Below are 21,831 nucleotides of genomic sequence, written 5' to 3' on the forward strand. Positions count from 1 at the left end.
AATTTTGTTTCCCTAAACTTTGAATTTATGGGTAGAATTCAATTAACCGAAATTAAACGTGTAAAAGAAATTTCTAAAGAAGATTTTTACAACAACTATGTAAAAAAACAACAACCTGTTGTAATTGAAAATTTTACAGAAGATTGGCCTGCATTTTCCAAGTGGAATTTAAATTATATCAAAGAAATAGCTGGAAATAAAATTGTACCCTTGTATGATGACAGACCAGTTTCTCATAAAGACGGATTTAATGAGGCGCATGCTAAAATGAAAATGAGCGATTACATCGACTTATTACAATCTAAACCTACTAATTATCGTATCTTTTTATACAATTTAATGAATGAAGTGCCACAACTTCAAAACGATTTCAAATGGCCTAAACTGGGTATAAGACTAGTAAAACAATTACCCATGTTGTTTTTTGGTGGCGAAAATTCAAAAGTTTTTATGCATTTTGATATTGATTATTCGAATATTTTGCATTTTCACTTTCATGGAGAAAAACAATGCATTTTATTTGCTCCTAATCAAACACCCTTTATGTACAAAGTACCATATTCTTTAATCTCTAGAGAAGATATTGACTTTGACAATCCTGATTTTGAAAAATTTCCAGCTTTAAAAAATGCTAAAGGATTAGTTTGCAATCTAAAACATGGTGAAATGCTTTACATGCCTGAAGGATATTGGCACTACATGAAATATATTACTCCAGGATTTTCAATGAGTTTAAGAGCTTTCCCAAGAAAACCAAGCAATCTAGCCAAAGCGATATACAATGTTTTTTTTATGCGGCATTATGATAATTTCATGAGAAAAAGAAAAGGACAAGCTTGGATTGATTATAAAAATGAAAAAGCAATTATTGATACACACAAAAACCTATAAAAAAATCCCGATTTTCATCGGGATTCATTTTATTTACTCATTTCTGTAAAATACTTATAAAATAATGGAATAGTTTCGATTCCTTTTAGGTAATTGAAAACTCCAAAATGCTCATTTGGCGAATGAATAGCATCCGAATCCAATCCGAATCCCATTAAAATAGTTTTGCTTTTTAATTCCTTCTCAAATAAAGCTACGATTGGAATACTTCCACCCGAACGAACAGGAATTGCAGGAACACCAAAGGTTTCGGTATATGCTTTATTAGCGGCTTGATATCCAATACTGTCAATTGGAGTTACATAACCTTGTCCACCATGATGCGGTTTTACAACCACTTTTACTGATTTAGGGGCGATACTTTCGAAATGTTTTTTGAATAATTCCGTAATTTCTTCCCAATCTTGATTTGGCACTAAACGCATTGAAATTTTTGCATAAGCTTTACTGGCAATAACCGTTTTAGCTCCTTCGCCTGTATAGCCTCCCCAAATTCCATTTACATCTAATGTTGGACGAATTGAATTTCTTTCGTTAGTAACATAACCTGATTCTCCGTGAATATCTTCAATATCTAAGGCTTTTTTGTATTTCTCTAATGAAAATGGTGCTTTTGCCATTTCGGCTCTTTCGGCAGCAGATAACTCTTCTACTTTATCGTAAAAACCAGGAATAGTGATATGATTATTTTCATCATGAAGAGAAGCAATCATTTTAGCTAGAATATTGATTGGATTTGCCACTGCTCCACCATATAAACCCGAGTGTAAATCTCTGTTTGGACCCGTAACTTCAACCTCCACATAACTCAAACCTCTTAAACCAGTTGTTATAGATGGTTGTTGATTAGAAATCATTCCAGTATCTGAAATCAAAATCACATCGTTAGCTAATTTTTCTTGATTTCTTTCTACGAACCAACCTAAACTTTTAGAACCTACTTCTTCTTCCCCTTCAATCATGAATTTTACATTACATGGCAAGCAATTGTTTTGAATCATATATTCAAAAGCTTTCACATGCATGTACATTTGACCTTTATCATCACAAGCTCCACGAGCAAAGATGGCTCCTTCTGGATGAATTTCTGTCGTTTTAATTACGGGTTCAAAAGGTGGTGATGTCCATAAATCCATTGGATCTGGTGGTTGTACATCATAATGTCCGTAAACCAAAACCGTTGGTAAATTTTTATCGATGATTTTTTCTCCGTAAACAATTGGATAACCCGGTGTTTCGCAAAGTTCTACAAAATCGCAACCTGCTTTTTCTAAACTTGCTTTCACTGCTTCGGCTGTTAAAACTACATCGTGAGCATATGCACTATCAGCACTTACAGAAGGTATTTTTAAAAGTTCTATTAATTCGTTTAAAAAACGTTCTTTATTTTCTTGAACGTATTGTTTTATATTGTCCATTGTGATTGTTTGATAAAGTTCAAAAATACAAAATTGATTTTAAATGAAATAAAAAAAGCCCAATCTTTAATTGATTAGGCTTTTGAATAATTTTCTTTTAAGTTTAAAAAATAATTTTCTTAATTACTTTAGCTCCATTATCAAGCGTTACTTGAACAAATAAAGCCGTATTATTTTTTTGAATTTTAGACGTTTCAAATGTATTTGAATTTAACGTATTTGAATCTAAAAGTAATTGCCCTACCACATTGAAAATTTTCACATTACTAATTGAAGTCGTATTCGAAACTACTTGAATAGTATTATTTGAAATTACGATTACTTGATTGTTTGTAGTAAAATCATTATTTCCAAGTGTTTCATTAGTGTAACGTAAGACAAATCTATCATTGAACTGACCAACATTGGATGTAAACGAATATGGATTTTGTCTTAAATCATGAATAATATTTAAAGCTTTATCTTCTAAATAAATGGGCAAATCTGAAGCAATTCCGTCTAATGCAGCAATAGCAATTGAGTAATTACCACTAGTTGGAATGTTAACCCCTAATGCTACTTCATCATTTACATCAATAGGATATGATTTCCCTTGAATGGTCATCAAATCACTTTCGATTAAAGAGTAAATTTTCATTGAAAGTCCAACTGCTGTAACAGCATCAAAAAGACGATCTTTAGCTGCTGTTGCTCCTTCTGTATACCCTATTAAAGTTCTATCGGAATTATTGTTACTATCAACTATGTCTAACCAAATTCTTGAAGCAACTAAATCTGCATTTTCATTAGTTGCACTTCTATAAAACTGATTATTAGCATAAGAAGCACTTCGTAATGAATTATTAAATGTAACATTTTGTGTTGTGGCAGCACCATCATTCATTTGAATAAAAAATCCTTGTCCACCCGCAATATATCCATTAAATCCTGATGGGCCACTAACTGTTCCCAAACCATTGTAAGTTATATAATCGGCTGGGGTATAATTAGAAGAAGATGTTCCGTAAAAAGGAGAAGAAATGGCAGATGAAGGTAAAGTGGTGTGAGTCCACAAACGTATTGCCCCTTCAATATTTGTATTCAAATTCAAGAAATCTAAAGCACGAATAGCGGACGGATATGGATTACCTATTAAATTCCAATTATCATCAAATCTTGTAATTTGCGTTCCATTAGCTCCATTGTAATTAACACCTGTATAATTTCCTCTAGAAATAGGAATAGTTATTACACCATTATTTGGAACTCCATTCATAAAAGTTGCAGTAAAGTTTTGAGCGGTATTGGTAAAATTTTCTGGTCCTTTAACAATATAACCTTTTCCTAAAACCATTGTTTCACCAGTAGCCGCCATCCAATTTCCTAAACTTCCGTTTGTATTTGAAATTGTTGGATTCCATTTAAAAATAAAAGAGGTATTAGTCAAAGGAGAAATTCCATTCACATTAAAATTACTTATTGGTGATGACCAATACACATAATCATTTTTACGAATCGAAACTGTTCTTTCATAAGTAATATTTCCAGTATTTACTGCAGTATCCTCTATTTGAACTAACGAACCATTATTTAAAACATTTAAAGTTCCATTGACAGTTATATCGCCAGTAACCGTAACATTTGTATTTGCTCCAATATTTAAAACATTACCTGAATTGACGGTTAGACTACAACATGTTAAACTTCCATTAATTGTAGTATTATAGTTTCCATTAATAATTGCAACAATTTTATTATATGGTGTTCCGTTACTCCATGAAGTTCCATTCCATGTTGAAGTTACATCGCCACAATTGATAATGGTTGTTTGAGGACCCAATGCATATCCGCCAGATAAAGGTGAACTAAAAGTAGCTTGAAAAACAACATTTGTTCCAAAAGAACTCATAGTTACGGGTTGCGATTCTATTGTAAAAGTTCCAAAATTTGAAGGATTAACAGCGCTAATTGGATTATTAATTACTTTGATAATGTATAAATCATTTCTTGATTTTCCTGTTGCTGCTTCCCACGCTGCAACTTCAGCCTGAGTGTAATAGAAGGAAATCGTATAATTCCCTGTTGGATTATCATTTTGTGATGTTACTCTATACGTTTTAGACATTACGGCATTTGCAACAAGTGGATCTGTAAAGAGAGATGATGCTCCACCAACAGATGTATTACTTCTATCTACATAAATAGTTGTACAACCATAGTCAAATCCAGTATTTACCGTAATTCCTGACATAACTTTTCCGGTTGACGAATCTGTAGCATACAGGGTTCCGCTTGATTTTAAAGATGCGTTGTAGGCTGTTGCCAAATTAATCTCTGTTTGAACATCAACACTTACAGTTGCACTTAATTGCAAATTATCAATAAGTAATAAACCAACATTATTAGCGGTTGCATTAGCATGTCTGAAAACTAAATAACCTGTTTGTCCAGCTAAAGCATTTAAATTATATGACCTAAGCAGTGAAGTGTTTTCATTGACTACTAAAGCAGTTTGAATTAAAGTTCCTCCTTGAATGGTAGCTTGATTGGTAATATTTGTCGTAAAATAGACTAACAGATCGCCTGCATTTCTAACAGGTCCACCATCATCATAAGCTGCTGCAATAAATGATAAGTCTACGCTAGTTGCATTAGCTGGAATGGTAACTTGTGGACTAATTAAATAATTGTTTGGATTTACAGTACTGTTTGTTCCAAAATAATTAAGCCTTTTTGCCGAATAACCTGCTCTTCCAGCGATTGTATTAGGTGCCGTTCCCAGACCATTTAATCCGTTAACTATTCCCCAATTATTACCATCGCCATCTTGATCTAAAACTAACCATCCTGTTAAATCTTCAAAGTCTTCCGTTAATAAAGTTACAACTTGTGATGAAACTGGAGTTAAATCATCATTTTGAATGGTTATAGTAATTGTTTTAGCGGCATTATTTAAAACGGCATTTCCTCCATTTGCATTCAAAACTAAATCAATAATGATGATTTCGTTTGACTCTATAATTCCGTCATTAAAAAATCGCACAACTAAGTTTTGAGGAGCAGTTGTTCCAGCAGGAAAAGTTACTGAAGGTGTTACAATTTGATAATCGATATTTTGTGTTGCAGTACCACCTGTTACTGAAAATGTAACTTCAGCATTTGCTGTTGCGGCTCTAGCAATTGTAACCGGATAACTTACATCTACGTAATTACAATTTGTACTTTCTATGATACTCCCTGTCGTGTTACCAAATTGTATAAAAGGAGCTGGAGCTTGACATTTAGTTGAACTTGCTAAAGAGGCTCTTCTAGGTGAAACCGACATCACGGTTAACATTCTTTCTTTCTGATTCTGTGTAAAACGATCCATACATGTATCATCCGTATAATCCATGTAGTTTTGTATTTGATCTAAACCTGGACTTGTTGGACAAGAATCTGTACCTGTAGGACAACCAAAATTAGCTGCTCCAGCAACTGGAGTATCGGCACAAAAATCATCTACTGTACATCCTCCGTCTCCCCAAATGTGTCTCAATCCTAACCAATGTCCTACTTCATGAGTAGTTGTTCTTCCTCTGTCATAAGGTGCTAAATATAATCCTGCTGGATAAATAGCTGAAGAACCAAAGGCATTATATGCCATGATTACACCATCTGTTGTTGCGGCACCTCCGTTGGCTGCTAATCCAGCTAATCCAGAAGCACTTGGAAATTGTGCATATCCTAAAACACCATTTAAATCACCGCTAAAGCGACATGTCCACATGTTTAGATATTGCGTAGGATCCCAAATAGTATTAGGTTTTAAATTACCTTCCACACCTGCTCTATCAAATGAAGCTATACCAAGATTAACACGGTTAATACCTGTTGTAGGATTTCCATTTGGATCGGTTTGTGCTAAACAAAATTCAATTTCAACATCAACCCCTGGACCAAATCCGGGAGTTCCTGACATTCTTCTGAAATCTTGATTCATAACTTGAATTTGAGACAAAACTTGTTCGTCTCTAATATTTTCTCCTGTTCCATAAGCATCTCCATTATGAATAACATGTATTACAACAGGTATTGTAATAACACCTTGAACTTCATTAGGATTTGTTTGTCTTCTTAATTTTAATTCTTGAATTTTAGGAGCTAACCACGCTTCAAATTGTTCATCTGTAGGAGCTAAACCTCTTTGCTGTAATTCTTGATTATGCTCTGCAGTGGTACACTTTACAATTCCATTAGGAGCAAATTGTCTTGCTTGATTTACGCTTTGGGAAAAATGGGGGTTTTTGTTTTTTTCTAAAGTAGTTACAGCACGCGAAGCCTCAGCCTTCTTTGGTGAAGATGAATTCGTTTGGGACCATAAATTACTATTAAAAAAAAACACTACGCATAAAGCTAGTATTCTTTTTTTCATTTTATATAGATTTGTTGGGTAAAGCAAATATAAAACGATTCTGTTAATTCTATAAGAATTTAACAAAAAAAAGCGGTCAAATTTGACCGCTTTTTAAGTGCTTTTCTGTAATCTTTAGTAAATCAATTTCTTAGCAACTTTTTTGCCATTTTCAAGTACAACTTGAATAATTAATGGCACCTTATTTTTTTGAATCGAATTTACTTCAAAAGATGTTGCATCAATATTTTTCTCGTCAATCAATAATTGACCTAAAATGTTAAACACCTTAACAGATTGAATTCTATCTTTTGTAGATTGAATTGTAATTGCTTGTGAAGACGAAATTAATACAGAATCGTAAGTAACAAAATCATCATTCCCTAAAGTTTCATTTGTATATCGTAAAACAAATCTATTATTAAACTCACCAGCAACAGAAGAAAATGAATATGGGTTTACTTTTAAGTTGTGAATTATATTTAAGAGTTTATCTTCTAAATAAACCGCTTGGTCTTGAATAAAAATACCATCAGCTTCAGCAATTGCAATAGAGTAATTACCACTATTTGAAATATAAACTCCTAGAGGAACAATATCACTTGAAGTAAAGGGAAGTGTTCTTCCTTGAATCGTCATTTTTTCATTTTCCAAAAGCGAATATATTCTCATGTAATTAGTTACTCCTGTGAAAGCATCAAAAATTCTATCTTTATTATTAGTTGCTCCTTCAATATAACCTAAAAGTGTTCTATCGGATTCATTGTTGGAAGTATTTACAATGTCAATCCACAATCTATGTTTTTCTAAATCCGAATTTTGTGAAGAATTTCGGTAAAACTGACCATTATTATAACTTTTACTTCTTAATGAATTGCTAAAAATAATATTTTCTGTTGCAGCAGAACCATCTAACATATTAATCATAAAACCTTGACCCGCGGCAATTTTACCATTAAAACCAGTAGGTCCACTTACTGTTCCTAAACCATTATAAGTAATATAATCGGATGGCGTGTAGTTTGCAGCATAACTACCATAAAATGGATTTGAGGTACTTGATGAAGGCAATGTTCCATGAGTCCATATTCGTATTGCACCTTCAATGTTTGTATTAGCATTTAAAAAACTTAATGCATCTATTGCCGATGGGTATGGATTACCTACTAAGTTCCAGTTATCACTATATTTTGTTATCACCGTATTGTTAGTTCCTAAATAATCAGCTCCTGTGTATGTTCCTCTGCTTATTGGAAGAGTTATAATTCCGTTATTGGGCAAGCCTAAAAATGTAGCAGTTAATGGAATTGCAGTGGTAGAACCATTACTTGCTCTGGCAATATATCCTTTACCAATAACCATATTTCCAGAAGCATTAACCCAAGCCCCTTGACCACCGTTTGAATTTGCAATTGTAGTATTCCATAAATAACGATAGTTATTTGGTATACCTCCAACATTAAAATTAGCCACAGGAGAAGACCAATAAACATAATCTAAATTTCTTGCTAAAGCAGTTCTTTGGTATGTTATATTTCCAAAATTTAATGCATAATCGTTTATTTGAATAAGCGAACCGTTATTTTGAACAAATACAGAACCAGAAACTCTTACATCTAAATCATCTTGAATTTCAACATACGTATTTCCTGCTATATTCAGTGCCGCATTGACCTCACATTTACAAGCTTCAAAACTTGTTTGAACTCCACCTACACCAGTATTATAACTGCCATTTATAATTGCTTTCGTTGAACTTGTTGGTGTTGCCGACCATGATGTACCATCCCAAATTGCTAACTGTGGTAATTGCCCATACAAAACAACATCATCTAAAGCCCATTTTTCTGATGCTTTATCAGCATTAATAGTAAATCTTACTCTTAACTGTGAAGATGATGGTAAATTTGTCAATCTAAACGAATTACTAAATGTATTAGTAGAGTTTTCACTCATTCCAAATCGCTTCCCTTCTAACAAAGAACCATCATAAACAACTACTTGCTCGCTTCCAGTAGAAGTTACAATATCTGAAATTGCATTATTAAAACCAGTAATAGCAATTTGGTCACTCCAAGTAGTTCCATTATCAATACTTATCGAAACAATTACCTTATCTGCTGTTTCCATACCTTCTAAAGCAGTAGTTGCATAGGCACCAATTCTAAAGTTCAATTCATTATTAAAATAACCAGAAGTATTAATTGAAGAGAACGTAATTGTATTAGAAGTGGTACTGCCTGTTACTTGATAACTCTTCGCCCCAACAAACATATTGGATTTAGTAGTTCTATTATCACCAAACTCTTGACCGCCTACAACATTAACCGTTCCACCAGTTTGCGTATATGTTAATGTAGGAGTAGCAGGAACATCTTCGAAATTCTGAATAGCAATAACGCTTTTTGCTTGAAGTGAACATTGATTATAATTGAACACAAAAGCATTTACTCTAAATGTAAATGGCGCTTCATCACTATCGTCATTTGCAATGGAAATAACGGCTTGTTTTTCTCCAACAGTTGTTGAACTAAAAGTTATTGTAAAAGTAGCCGATTGATTTTTAGCTAAAGAAGTCGCAGAAAGTCCAGAAAGAACAAAATCAGTATCTCCAGTCAAACTCAAGCCTGAAAGCGATAAGGTGTTTTCTCCTCTATTTGTAACTGTATATGTTTTAATAATAGCTGGATTTCCAACAAAATAATTAGTTGAAAATAATGTATTGTTTGAAACTTTTGTTTGAATACTACCATTTAAAATTGAAGTATTATTACTGAACACCTCGATTTCTCTTGGAGAATCAAATGGACACAACTCTATATTATCAATATTAAATCTATGATTAGTATCTGTTGTACCCGATTTAAATCGAACTCTAAAGCGTACTGGTCCAGCTTGATTTACGGTAGAAGTAAAAGTTGTAACCGTAGCGCTTGGAGTAATTGTTCCTATTTCTATCCATGAATTTCCATCATCTTTAGTATATTCAACAGCAAAAACTGCAGCAATAGCATCTGTACCAAATCTTCTATGTGAAAATGAAACGGTGCTTAAACCTGTAGCAAGTAGCTGATTTAATTCCACAAACGCACTTGCACTTGCTCTCATTCTTACTGAGTTATTTCCAATTCTATAATCAGAAGCAGTATTCCCAATCAAAGCTTCACTTAAAATCCAGTCTTTTCCTTCGCTAACAATATTATCAGCTATATAAGATGCCTTTGTAGCAGATTCAAAAGTTGTTAAGGAACATGCGGCAACAATAGTAATTTGTAAAGTCGCATTACCTGTTCCAGCAGCATTTGTAGCGGAAATAGTTACATTATACACCCCTATTACAGTTGGAATACCAGAAATTTGTCCTGTAGTTGTATTAATACTTAAACCTGAAGGTAATCCAGTTGCATTATATGATGTAGGACTATTAGTTGCAATAATTTGATACGTAAATGAATTTACATTATCAGCACTAGCAGTTAAAACGCTTGTAATAACGGGTGCACTAATCCCATTTCCTTGAATTGCAAATGTGTATGGATTTTCATTGCTATCATTATTAGCAATACTAATTGTTGCTGTTCTTAACCCATCTGCAGATGGATCAAACGTAATTTGAAATGTAGTACTTGCAGAAGCAACAATGCTATTGGAAGGAATTGTAGTTACAGAAAAATCACCTGCGTTAGCTCCAGAAATTACTACATACGGGCTTAAACCTGTCAAATTTAAATTTGCTGTTCCTAAATTTTGAATAGTAAACGTTCTTGTTATTGTTCCTGAAACAGTTGAAACGGTTCCAAAGTCGGTATGATCTGTAGTTGATGGAGTAGTATCACCAGAAACTATATTGGTTCCATTTCCTTGTATATTAATTTCTGGCATTGGAGGTGCACATGAATTTGCATGAGTTCCTAAATCTGCAATATAATCTGTTGCATAACCTGTCCATTCTGCTGCTGGATTAAAAGCATCTGATCCATTGGAATCACCAATTTGAATAGCAAAATTTCTAATTAAGGTATTGTCTAAAGTAGAAACTCCTCCGGAAACCCATTCTGTTCCTGGGTCAAAACCTATTTGACCAATAACGTCAATATTAACCCCTACTTTTCTCAAAGCAACCGCATCATCTCCATTAAAACTTACACTTGTGGAAGTTAAATTTGCACCTGCTAAAATTGTTGCATTTGAACTTGGATTAGCCACTACAAAAGTTCCATAAGAAGCAATTGTTCCGGATAGCGTTATTGTTGAACTTACCGTTGAACTACCATTTGCATAAATAACAATATCATAACCTGATAAATTTATTGATGAAGCAGTTGGATTGTAAATTTCAACATATTTATTGTTACTACTACCTTCCATATATTCCGAAAAGAATAACTCGGTACAAGCTGCTGAAAGTGAAGTTGCAGTTACTCTGAAATCATAACTCGCTTCGTTTGAATCATTATTAGTTATAATTACCGTATCTGTAAAACTTCCTGCTGCAGCACTATTAAATGTAACTGTAAAAGTAGCAGAACTCGACGGCAAAATAGTAGCTGGTAATGTTATTCCTCCTACCGTAAAAACAGTTCCTGTTGACATAGCAATAGCGGTGACATTCAAATTTCCAGATCCTGTATTTTGGATGGTAAATGTTTTAGTAATATTTGAACCTGCTGTGATACTGCCAAAGTTAGTATCGTCTGTTAAAGATGGCGTTGTATCACCATCTACAATAGTAACACCATTTCCAGTAACATTAATTTCTGGAACAGGATTAACTGTTAAACTTACAGCATTTGAAGTAACACTTGTACATGGTGTTGCACCACTTACTACGCATCGATATTGATACCCATTCATAGCGAAAGTAGCACTAGTTATTGATAGAGTAGCTGTGGTAACATTGGAATAGGATGCTCCATTAATCAAATTAACAAAACCTCCACCAGTATCTACTTGCCATTGATACGCTAAACCTGTTCCTGATGCTGTAACAGCAAATGTGGTGTTAGCTCCATCTGAAATAGTGCTATTTGCTGGTTGCGATGTGATTGAAACCGGAGTATTAATTGTAATTGTTCCTGTATTTATAGAATTTGTACTCCAACATGTTCCGTTAAAAGAACGAACATAAATAGTTCCTGTTGTACTCAATATATAATTTGACGACGTTGGATTAGCTATACTTGTCCCAGTTGCACTAGTTTGCCAATAAAAACCTGCCGGATAAGATAATGTGGCAGATCCACAAGAGGGATTTGCAGAAACCGTAATACTTCCTGTTGGATCAGATGGAATAGCATTTACTGTAATTGCTCCAGAAACATTACTAGTTACTGAGGCTCCACAAGCTGCTGTAACCACACAATAATAATACAAAGTTCCAGCAGAAGCTGTACTTGGAGTATAAGATGCACTATTGGTTCCAACTGCTGTTCCTCCCGAATTTGTAGCCGTGGTATTGCTATACCATTGATATGTCAAACTTGTCCCAGTGGCGGTAACTGACAAAACAGTAGCTGCCGAACCTTGACAAAGATTTTGAGCAGTAGTAGCAGGCTGTGTGGTAATAGCTGCTGATGAACAACCGCCATTAGCAACAATACTTAAATCATCAATAGCTAAACCTGGGCTACTCGACCCTATTCTTGACCATCTAAAGAAAATTTCAGTACCTGCGGGTACATTTACAGTTAAATTCGCAGATAGAACTGTTCTATTTGCTGGAGCATTCCCGTCCATTGCTGCACCTCCACTAGTTGCTATACTTGAAAAATTTAAAGATGTAAGAGCAGTCCATGTTCCAGCTGTTAAAGATGTAACAGTCGCTCCAGTTTGATATTCAAAAACTAAATTTCCAGCATTAAATGATCTCCACTGTTCACCAGTAAAAGAAATATCAAAAGAGGTAATATCTAAGGCTCCATTATTCAATAATCTTAACCCAAATCTATGAGTTGTCGCTGTAGATATCGCTCCTAAAGCCCTATCTGACAATGGGTTTGTCCCTGAAACCCCAAAATTATAACATGAATTTGCATTATTTGTTCCAGTATTAATTGGTAAGCCAGTGGTGGTTATATACCATCCTGTCAAAGTAGTGTTATTTGTGTAAGTCGTAATGTTTGTGGTACCTAATCCATCAAAATTTTGATTATAAGTTCCACCAGCAGCCAAATTAACCTGCCCCCAGCTCACCACCGAGCAGAAAAGGGTAATAATAAGTAATTTTAATTTCATAAATTTGAAAACAAAAATAGGGGTTAAATTTTTGCTTTAAAAAAAGCCAACAAATGTAATTCATAATTTTTTGAATATGAAATATTTACTACATTATTAAATTGTTAACGAATTGAAAACTAACAAAACCTCCTTTTCCTTGAAAGAAATCTATTCAAAAATGGAATATTTCTGTGCTTATCAAGAGCGCTGTTATAAGGAAGTGGAAGAAAAATTGTATTCGTTTTCTCTACCAATTTCAGAAAAAGAAGAAATTCTTACCTATCTCATCGAAAATAATTTTATCAACGAAGAACGCTTTGCACAGAGTTTTGTTCGTGGCAAACACAACTATAAATTTTGGGGTAAAAATCGCATTGTAAATGAATTAAAATTCCGAAATATTTCGTCTCGAATTATTACTAGCGCTTTAAAAGAAATTTCAGAAGAAACCTATTTAGAAAATTTTCATCAGTTAGCCGAAAAACATTGGAACAATATCACAGAACGAAAAGGGCAAAAAAAGAACAAAAAATTTGTCGATTTCTTACTTCGTAAAGGCTATGAAACGAATTTAATTTATGAGAAGCTTAAAGAATTAGACAATTAGCCAATGTGTCGATGTACCAATTAAAACAATTAACTTAAAGGCAAATCGTCAAATTGCCACATTAACCCTATCTTTGCAAAAAAAATAATCCATGTTAGAAAATAAAGACCAATCAAGAACGAGTTTATCGCAATTAGGCGAATTTGGCTTAATTGAACACTTAACTAAAAACTTTACTATTAGTCAAGAATCGACATTAAAAGGCATTGGTGACGATGCTGCGGTATTGAATTTTGGCGATAAAAAAGCGGTAATTTCCACTGACTTATTAGTAGAAGGTGTTCATTTTGATTTGGCTTATATGCCGTTAAAACATTTGGGTTATAAAGCCGTGATTGCTAATCTATCGGATATTTGTGCGATGAACGCAACTCCGACTCAAATCACAGTTTCAATAGCAGTTTCGAATCGTTTCCCTTTGGAAGCTTTGGAAGAATTGTTTGAAGGAATTACGTTAGCATCTAGAATTTATAATATAGATGTAATTGGTGGCGATACAACTTCTTCGCAAAAAGGATTAATTATTAGCATTACCGCTATTGGAGAAGCAAACTTAGAAGATATTGTATACAGAAATGGCGCAAAAGAAAATGATTTATTGGTCGTTTCTGGCGATATTGGTGCAGCTTATATGGGATTGCAAATATTAGAACGCGAAAAACAAGTATTTCAAGTGAATCCAAACAACCAGCCGGTTTTAGATGATTACACGTATTTAATCGAACGTCAATTAAAACCAGAAGCCAGAACCGATATCAAAGAACTTTTAGCAAAATTAGAAGTAAAACCAACCGCTATGATTGATATTTCGGATGGTTTATCGTCGGAAATTTTACATTTGTGTAAGCAAAGTAATGTAGGTTGTAATTTATACGAAGAGAAAATTCCAGTTGATCCACAATTGATAAATGTGTGTGAGGAATTTAATTTAGACATCACAACCGTAGCATTAAGTGGTGGTGAAGATTACGAATTGCTTTTCACTATTAAAATGGAAGATTTTGACAAAATCAAAGGCAATCCAAATTTTACCGTAATCGGACACATGGTTGCCGCTACCGAAGGAAATCATTTAATCACAAGAGCCAATACGAAAATTGAATTAAAAGCAAGAGGCTGGAATGCTCTTGAAAGTTAGAATTTAGAATTCTGAATTTAGAAAATATAAAACCCCAAATTTCAATTGAAATTTGGGGTTTTTGAATATAACAATTAACCTAAACTAAATTTTTGCATCTTGAATTATCAGTGTTGAAGGCGTACTTGCTAACCATATACTTCTAGATTCTACTAACTTTTTCCAACTTTCTAAACTTACCACCATCAAGTCTTGAGATTTCAAAAAATCTTTATCTATTTTCTTATCATTCAAAATTGCAATATGATTTGGTGTTACTTGTTCTATTGCTCTAATTTCTTCTTTTAACTCGGTGTTATTCTTTACAATATCTCTTACATCTAACATTGAAACTTGAGAGTTATTATTGTAGATTAACTTTTTTGCATATTGAATTAAAAAAATATCTTTTTCATCAAAAATCGGAATAAAAACGGTTCCTGCCCTTTCGAAGTCTTTATCAATTAAAATCCCTAGAGGAACTTCCGTTTTATTGATGATATAGCGTGTTCTTTCATCAAAAATATCTTCTTCAAATAAATTTTCTTTACCTGTAAACGTGTTTAGTAATCGGTCTGGTGTAATGATTCGAGTTGTGAATCCTAAAATTTTGCCTAACAAACTTCCTTCGTAAATTGATTGACCTAATCCAATCAATAACAAATCAAATTCTCCTTGATTGGCCACTTTACAAATATCTGAATCGATATCATTTGAAACTTTAAATAAGGTATTAACATTAATATTTAATTCTTGGGAAGTGGCTAAAATAGGATTAAAACTTTCTTTTTCGTATTCCTCTATACTAAATTGATTTACTTCATTAGCCAATGATAAATGCATGGCTGTTAATAGTGAATTTTGTTCTTGCTTTTTCGTAAAAAAATGAGCTAATCGAGTTAAGACTTTTCCGTTATTGTAATCCCCAAAAGAAATTAAAACTTTAAACTTAGTTTGTTCTATAATTTTATCCGTAATTTCAGAAACAAAAGAAGAACTAAATAGTTTATCAATCAGACTCAAAGCAGGACCCGTCATAAAAGTTGTTACTAATGCCATAATTACCATCATTGCAAAAACTTGTGGAGTTAAAACCCCTAAATCGAACCCAATATTTAAAACCACTAGTTCCATTAATCCACGAGTATTCATCAAAGCACCAATAGTAAGACTATCTTTCCAATTTTGACCAACGAATCTCGCTGCTAATGCACTTCCTAAAAATTTACCAGCAACAGCAACCAAGACGATGAAACCTGTAATTTCCCATAAATAAGGGTCATCAATTAATCCAATTTTTGTACGTAAACCTGTAAAAACAAAAAACAAAGGCAATAATAAAACAATGGAAACATCTTCGATTTTTTCGATGAAAATATTTCTAAACTTCATATTATCAGGCATGATAATTCCTGCCATGAATGCCCCAAAAAGAGCGTGAATTCCGATAACTTCTGTTGCATAAGACGAAGTTAAAAGTGTTACAAAAAATATAGCCACTACGGGTTTACTCATTTTTTCTTGCGTAGCATACAAATCGCCCACACGTTTTAAAAACGGTCTAACAAATTTTAGCATTAAGAAAACGTAAGCCACAGCAAGCAAAACCACATAAATCGAACTCACAAATGAACCTGCTTTAACAATGGCAATTACAACTGCCAACAAACACCAAGCGGTAATATCATCAGCTGCAGCACAGGTTATAACCATAGCACCTAACTTCGTTTTATGTAATCCTCGTTCTTGGACAATTCGAGCTAAAACGGGAAAAGCGGTGATACTCATGGCAATTCCAATAAACAAAGCAAAAGACAAAAACGGAATACCATCTGGCGCAAAAGAAGTATAAATGTAATACGCCAAACAAACTCCTAAAGCAAACGGAATAATAATACTCGCATGACTTATAACTACTGCATCGTGGGCTTTGTTTTTAAGCACTTTTAAGTCCAATTCCATTCCTATAACAAACATGAAAAGAATTAAACCAATCTGACTCAAAAACTGCAAATTTGGCAAAGACGCTGACGGAAATAATAATGCTGAAAATTCTGGAAAATAGTGTCCAAAAAATGATGGACCAAGCATAATTCCAGCAACAATTTCTCCAATTACAGAAGGTTGACCAATTTTACGGCAAATCCAACCAAAAAGTTTGGCTACTAAAATTATGGTCACAATTTGGGCTAACAAAATCGCCAATGGATGTTGTAAATTATGTGTAAGCGAAACTATAAAGTCTTGCCAATTTGAATTTTCTGAAATTTTCTCATGTACATTACCATCTTCAAGAATTTTTCCTTGCTTGAAAATCCAATACATTAGAAACGAGAAAAATCCAATGATAACGATATAGAAAATGCTGTTTTTGTAATTTTTCATATTTCTTTTTGTTTCGGTTAGAATACTTTTTCATTGTTTGAAACAAATTTCTAAATATCCCTCTTTGGAAAATCTACATTGTAAAAAAGTGCTTTATTTATGTAATGAAAAAAGAAAAAAATGTAATGAACTGGTTAGAAATTTTTCATTTTCTCTGAAAACTCCGCCTTGTAACTATTCCCTATTGAAAGCACCATTTTTTTGTTTTGAAATTCAATTGAAGTATCAATTTGATCTGCCGTAAAAAAAGTAACACAATGCAGTCGAATCATTTCATTTTTATTGATTTGGCAGTACGAATTAGAAGGCAATAATTGTTTTAATTTTTCAAATGTAATATTCTTTAAAGTAACTAACTGATTGTCGTAAATAATTTGCTTATCGCGACTATCTATTGGCGATGTTTGAATATGCAAAATGCTTTCTATTTGTAAAACTGCTTTTCCTTTTTCGGTTTGCCATTGAATGGTTTGAGCAATTGGAGCTATTTGTTCTTTTCGCAAAAGCGCTTTTTCTATGGCAACTTGCAGACGATCTTTTTTTAGTGGTTTTGTCAAATAATCAACAGCATTTAATTCAAAAGCTTCAACCGCAAATTCTTTGTAAGCAGTTGTAAACAAAATCATTTTCGATTGAATTAATTGCGCAACTTCGGTACCTTTTAAACCTGGCATTTCAATATCGCAAATACACAAATCGTAATCTAATTTTTCTTGTTCTTTGATAAAAAGTAATGGATCATTGAATGATTTTACGATTTCAATTTCAGGAATCTGTTCACAAAGCAACTTCAAATAAGTCAACCCTGGAAGTTCGTCATCTAATAAAACACACTTAAGTTGTTGCATCTTTAAAATCTATTTTTAATTGGGCTACATACGAATCACCATCAATTCCAAAGCTCAATTTATAATTATTTCCATAAATTAAATTCAATCGTTTTTCTAGATTCTGTAGTCCGATACCACTTTTCTCTTTCAATAATTTAGGCTGTGAAGAAATTTTATTGGAAACCATAATCTTAAAATAAGCGTTTCGACATTCTAAAACAATATTAATAAATGAATCCTGACTTTGAATATCGGCATGTTTAAAAGCGTTTTCAATTAAATCCACCGTAATCAAAGGCGGAATTACCGGCTTATTGTAAAATGAATCTTCGGTATCAATTTTTGTTTTTACCGATAATTCAAACAACGGACTCAATTTGATTTTATTAACTTCAATAAGTTGTTGCGTAAAATACAGTTCATCTTTTGGAGTAACTCTTTCTTTCTGACTTTCGTACAAAATATAATCCAAAACGCCCGACATTTTATCAATAGCATAATACGTTTGATACGCATGTGATTGAATCGAATTTAAAATATTTTTAAACAAATGAGGATTGAGTTTAGAACTGATACTTTCGAGTTCTAAAAACTTCGCTTTCTCATGGACTTCAGCATTTTGCCTTTGAAAATCGTGCAGTGTTTGCATTAGTCTTTTGTTGTGATTCCAAAGCATTAACAATCCTATTACTAATAGAATTAAAACAATGCTATATATAATTATCCAGTCCATAAGCTATTTTGAACAAAGTTAAAAAAATAAGACCTTCAAATAGAAGGTCTTACTACATATTTTGGAGGGTTTATTACATTTTCATCAACCAATTTCTCATCGAAACTTCGCTATTGATAATATCGCGTAATTCTGAAATCTTCACTCTATCTTGTTGCATAGAATCTCTGTGACGGATGGTTACCGTTTCATCTTCTAATGTTTGATGATCAACCGTGATACAGAATGGTGTTCCTAAAGCATCCTGTCTTCTATAACGTCTTCCAACAGCGTCTTTTTCGTCATACGCTACATTGAAATCCCATTTCAAATCATCTATAATTTTACGCGCTACTTCTGGCAAACCGTCTTTTTTAACTAATGGTAAAACAGCAGCTTTTGTAGGTGCTAATACTGAAGGTAAACGTAAAACTGTTCTTGTGGAACCATCTTCTAACACTTCTTCTTGTAATGATTTTGAAAATACTGCTAAGAACATTCTATCTAATCCTACCGAAGTTTCTACTACATAAGGCACATAATTTTTGTTTTCTTCGGTATCGAAATATTGTAATTTTTTACCTGAATATTGTTCGTGTGCTTTCAAATCGAAATCGGTTCTTGAGTGAATTCCTTCTAATTCTTTGAATCCAAATGGGAAGTTGAATTCGATATCTGCAGCAGCGTTGGCATAATGTGCTAATTTTTCATGGTCATGGAAACGATAGTTTTCTTTTCCTAAACCTAAAGATTGGTGCCATTTTAAACGCGTTTCTTTCCAGTATTCATACCATTTCATTTCTTCACCTGGTTTCACAAAAAACTGCATTTCCATTTGTTCAAATTCGCGCATACGGAAAATGAATTGTCTTGCTACAATTTCATTTCTAAACGCTTTCCCCGTTTGAGCAATTCCGAAAGGAATTTTCATACGACCCGTTTTTTGAACGTTTAAGAAGTTTACGAAAATCCCTTGAGCTGTTTCAGGGCGAAGATATAAATCCATTGCGTTTTCAGCAGATGCTCCTAATTTTGTACCGAACATTAAGTTGAATTGCTTTACATCGGTCCAGTTTTTTGAACCACTTTCTGGACAAGCAATTTCAAGTTCTTCGATTAAGGCTTTTACATCAGCAAGGTTTTCTGTCTCTAAAGAACGTGCCATTCTTTCTAGAATTTCCTTCTTTTTAGACAAATATTCCATCACACGTGGATTAGTTGTTTTGTATTGCTCTTCATCAAAAGCAGCACCAAAACGCTCACGCGCTTTGTCAATTTCTTTTTGTGCTTTTTGATTTAATTTTTCGGCATAATCCTCAATTAAAACATCGGCACGATATCTTTTTTTAGAATCTTTATTATCTATCAACGGATCGTTAAAAGCATCAACGTGGCCCGAAGCTTTCCAAGTGGTTGGATGCATCAAAATTGCAGCATCTAATCCTACAATATTTTCGTGCATCTGCACCATTGATTGCCACCAGTATTCGCGGATGTTCTTTTTTAACTCCACACCATTTTGTGCATAATCATAAACTGCACTTAAACCATCGTAAATTTCGCTCGACGGAAATATAAATCCGTACTCTTTTGCATGCGAAACCACATTCTTAAAAATATCATCTTGTTTTGCCATACTGCAAAAGTAAAAATAGGAATGAAATAAAGAAAAGAAATTGAGGAATAAAAATAAGAATTATTAATATTCGAAAATTGCAGTACCAATTTTAACAAAATCATGGTAAATATTGATTTTATATTTACCTTTTATCGTTTTCTTTTGTTCTAAGTTAACATAGGTACAAACATCTGTATCATGCTTCTGATAATTTGTTGTAACTGAAGCACTGTATTGTAGTTTAATATTTGTATCTGATTCCACAAAAGTGTTTTCAGATGAGATAATTTGATTTTTTGGATTTACAACTTGAACATAAATTGTTTTATTGCCCGAAACTACCATTTGATTTTCTTCAAGAGTAAAACAAACTCTTAATTGCTGAATTTTAGCTTCACTTAAGTTATAATTATCTGAGTAAATTTTAACTCCTTTCGCATTCACATTCAAAGCGGTAAGATTGGCTGTTTTTGGAGTATTTCTTTCTTTTGAGACTACATTATTTGCTGAAATTCCTACAACACTTCTTCTAATATTTTGTTGTTGTTTCGCATAGTAAACTATAGAATCTTCTGATGATTTAAATTTCGAAATATTATTTACAACAGGTTCTGATCCTATTAATTTGAGTTCTTCACTAAATCTTATGCTATCTATTTTATTCTTAGCACTAACGGAATCATACTTATGAAGTATTTCTGTCAATTGACTTTCAAGAACTTTACTTTCTAATTCAGAATTTTGCACATAGTTATTAAAATCATCCGAAACTTTATAATATTTGACACCTAAAAACAAAGACAACAGCAACAAAACTAAGATGCTGATTTTGGTTATTTTGTTTTTTCTCAATGCCATATTATAAACTTTTTTATAAATTTATTTAAAAATGTTAATGTTGATACAATAAATCGATAAAATGCTAAAATATCTGATAAACTTACTTTTTCCAAAACTATGCTTGGGTTGTAACTCGCTTTTGTTGCATAATGAAAATATTATCTGCAGCGAGTGTAATCATAACTTACCTTATACTAATCATCACATTTTAGAGAACAATGATACAACAAAAAAATTTTATGGCATAATTCCTATTGAATTTAGTGCAGCTATGTTGTATTTTCACCATAAAGGTATTGTTCAAAATTTAATTCATAATCTCAAATACAAAGGACATCAAGAAATTGGAACTATATTAGGAAAATGGTATGCCGTTGATTTAAAATCAGTTGACGCCTTAGAAACGGTTTCTGAAATAATTCCAGTACCCTTACACAAAAAAAGACTAGAAGAAAGAGGTTACAATCAAGTAACTTCGTTTTGCGAAGCACTATCTTCGGAATTGAAAATTCCTTATAAAACTGACCTGCTTTATCGAAATCAATATTCCAAAACACAAACTAAAAAAGACAAAGAACATAGAAAAGAAATAACCGAATCGTTATTTGATGTGCGTTTTACAAATGAGGATCATAACAAACATTTTTTACTTGTTGATGATGTAATAACATCGGGAGCTACACTTGAAGCTTGTGCTAAAGCATTATTAAAAGTGCCTAACAGTAAAGTAAGTATTATAACCATCGCTTATACTGTATCATAAAAATTACTAAAAGTTGTATGTTTGTACTAATTATAGTTGTTATTTTGTAACACCATTATTTG

12 protein-coding genes are annotated in these 21,831 nt (G+C 33.0%); 4 read left to right on the forward strand and 8 right to left on the reverse strand.

Annotation, left to right across the window (positions count from 1 at the left end; genetic code table 11):
* Positions 1-27: 27 nt before the first annotated feature.
* Entirely contained in the window at positions 28-891 is an 864-nt protein-coding gene (locus tag V7P59_RS00145) for a cupin-like domain-containing protein (protein WP_333807473.1), read from the forward strand.
* Positions 892-920: 29 nt separating this feature from the next.
* Here the strand turns inward: V7P59_RS00145 and V7P59_RS00150 are convergent, their stop codons facing one another.
* The 3 genes from V7P59_RS00150 to V7P59_RS00160 form a co-directional block, all read right to left on the reverse strand.
* Positions 921-2,309 carry a dipeptidase gene (locus V7P59_RS00150; protein WP_333807474.1) on the reverse strand — a complete coding sequence of 463 codons (1,389 nt, stop codon included), beginning with the start codon at positions 2,307-2,309 and terminating at the stop codon, positions 921-923.
* 103 nt (positions 2,310-2,412) lie between these two features.
* Positions 2,413-6,702 (reverse strand): M43 family zinc metalloprotease, encoded by a 4,290-nt coding sequence (locus V7P59_RS00155; protein WP_333807476.1) that lies wholly within the window; start codon positions 6,700-6,702, stop codon positions 2,413-2,415.
* A gap of 114 nt (positions 6,703-6,816) precedes the next feature.
* Positions 6,817-12,915: a choice-of-anchor D domain-containing protein gene (locus tag V7P59_RS00160; RefSeq protein WP_333807478.1), complete on the reverse strand. Its 6,099-nt coding sequence runs from the start codon at positions 12,913-12,915 to the stop codon at positions 6,817-6,819.
* A gap of 139 nt (positions 12,916-13,054) precedes the next feature.
* Here V7P59_RS00160 and V7P59_RS00165 point away from each other — a divergent pair, with 139 nt between their 5' ends.
* Both V7P59_RS00165 and thiL read left to right on the forward strand, forming a co-directional pair.
* Positions 13,055-13,504, forward strand: a complete 450-nt coding sequence (locus V7P59_RS00165; protein WP_333807480.1) for a regulatory protein RecX — start codon at positions 13,055-13,057, stop codon at positions 13,502-13,504.
* Between the two features lie 91 nt (positions 13,505-13,595).
* Positions 13,596-14,642, forward strand: a complete 1,047-nt coding sequence (thiL, locus tag V7P59_RS00170; protein ID WP_333807482.1) for a thiamine-phosphate kinase — start codon at positions 13,596-13,598, stop codon at positions 14,640-14,642.
* An 84-nt stretch (positions 14,643-14,726) separates the two neighbouring features.
* Here the strand turns inward: thiL and V7P59_RS00175 are convergent, their stop codons facing one another.
* From V7P59_RS00175 to V7P59_RS00195, 5 genes are all read right to left on the reverse strand, one after another.
* Positions 14,727-17,006, reverse strand: coding sequence for a cation:proton antiporter (locus V7P59_RS00175; protein ID WP_333807484.1), 2,280 nt, complete (start codon positions 17,004-17,006; stop codon positions 14,727-14,729).
* 134 nt (positions 17,007-17,140) lie between these two features.
* On the reverse strand, positions 17,141-17,854 hold the full coding sequence (locus tag V7P59_RS00180) for a LytR/AlgR family response regulator transcription factor (RefSeq protein WP_333807486.1): 714 nt from the start codon (positions 17,852-17,854) through the stop codon (positions 17,141-17,143).
* Positions 17,841-18,485 carry a sensor histidine kinase gene (locus V7P59_RS00185; protein WP_333807488.1) on the reverse strand — a complete coding sequence of 215 codons (645 nt, stop codon included), beginning with the start codon at positions 18,483-18,485 and terminating at the stop codon, positions 17,841-17,843. The genes V7P59_RS00180 and V7P59_RS00185 overlap by 14 nt, the downstream gene beginning before the upstream one ends.
* A gap of 157 nt (positions 18,486-18,642) precedes the next feature.
* Positions 18,643-20,184 (reverse strand): glycine--tRNA ligase, encoded by a 1,542-nt coding sequence (locus V7P59_RS00190; protein ID WP_333807490.1) that lies wholly within the window; start codon positions 20,182-20,184, stop codon positions 18,643-18,645.
* Positions 20,185-20,247: 63 nt separating this feature from the next.
* Positions 20,248-21,024, reverse strand: coding sequence for a hypothetical protein (locus V7P59_RS00195; RefSeq protein WP_333807492.1), 777 nt, complete (start codon positions 21,022-21,024; stop codon positions 20,248-20,250).
* Between the two features lie 61 nt (positions 21,025-21,085).
* On the opposite strand from V7P59_RS00195, the gene V7P59_RS00200 reads away from it, so the two are divergent.
* On the forward strand, positions 21,086-21,769 hold the full coding sequence (locus tag V7P59_RS00200; protein WP_333807494.1) for a ComF family protein: 684 nt from the start codon (positions 21,086-21,088) through the stop codon (positions 21,767-21,769).
* Positions 21,770-21,831 lie beyond the last annotated feature (62 nt).

The organism is Flavobacterium sp., from assembly GCF_036782315.1.
Taxonomy (GTDB): domain Bacteria; phylum Bacteroidota; class Bacteroidia; order Flavobacteriales; family Flavobacteriaceae; genus Flavobacterium.

Excerpts from the sequence above, each read along its gene's own strand:
- V7P59_RS00145 (WP_333807473.1), top strand. The coding sequence starts at position 28 with ATGGGTAGAATTCAATTAACCGAAATTAAACGTGTAAAAGAAATTTCT.
- V7P59_RS00150 (WP_333807474.1), bottom strand. The coding sequence starts at position 2,309 with ATGGACAATATAAAACAATACGTTCAAGAAAATAAAGAACGTTTTTTA.
- V7P59_RS00155 (WP_333807476.1), bottom strand. The coding sequence starts at position 6,702 with ATGAAAAAAAGAATACTAGCTTTATGCGTAGTGTTTTTTTTTAATAGT.
- V7P59_RS00160 (WP_333807478.1), bottom strand. The coding sequence starts at position 12,915 with ATGAAATTAAAATTACTTATTATTACCCTTTTCTGCTCGGTGGTGAGC.
- thiL (WP_333807482.1), top strand. The coding sequence starts at position 13,596 with ATGTTAGAAAATAAAGACCAATCAAGAACGAGTTTATCGCAATTAGGC.
- V7P59_RS00175 (WP_333807484.1), bottom strand. The coding sequence starts at position 17,006 with ATGAAAAATTACAAAAACAGCATTTTCTATATCGTTATCATTGGATTT.
- V7P59_RS00180 (WP_333807486.1), bottom strand. The coding sequence starts at position 17,854 with ATGCAACAACTTAAGTGTGTTTTATTAGATGACGAACTTCCAGGGTTG.
- V7P59_RS00185 (WP_333807488.1), bottom strand. The coding sequence starts at position 18,485 with ATGCAAACACTGCACGATTTTCAAAGGCAAAATGCTGAAGTCCATGAG.
- V7P59_RS00190 (WP_333807490.1), bottom strand. The coding sequence starts at position 20,184 with ATGGCAAAACAAGATGATATTTTTAAGAATGTGGTTTCGCATGCAAAA.
- V7P59_RS00195 (WP_333807492.1), bottom strand. The coding sequence starts at position 21,024 with ATGGCATTGAGAAAAAACAAAATAACCAAAATCAGCATCTTAGTTTTG.
- V7P59_RS00200 (WP_333807494.1), top strand. The coding sequence starts at position 21,086 with ATGCTAAAATATCTGATAAACTTACTTTTTCCAAAACTATGCTTGGGT.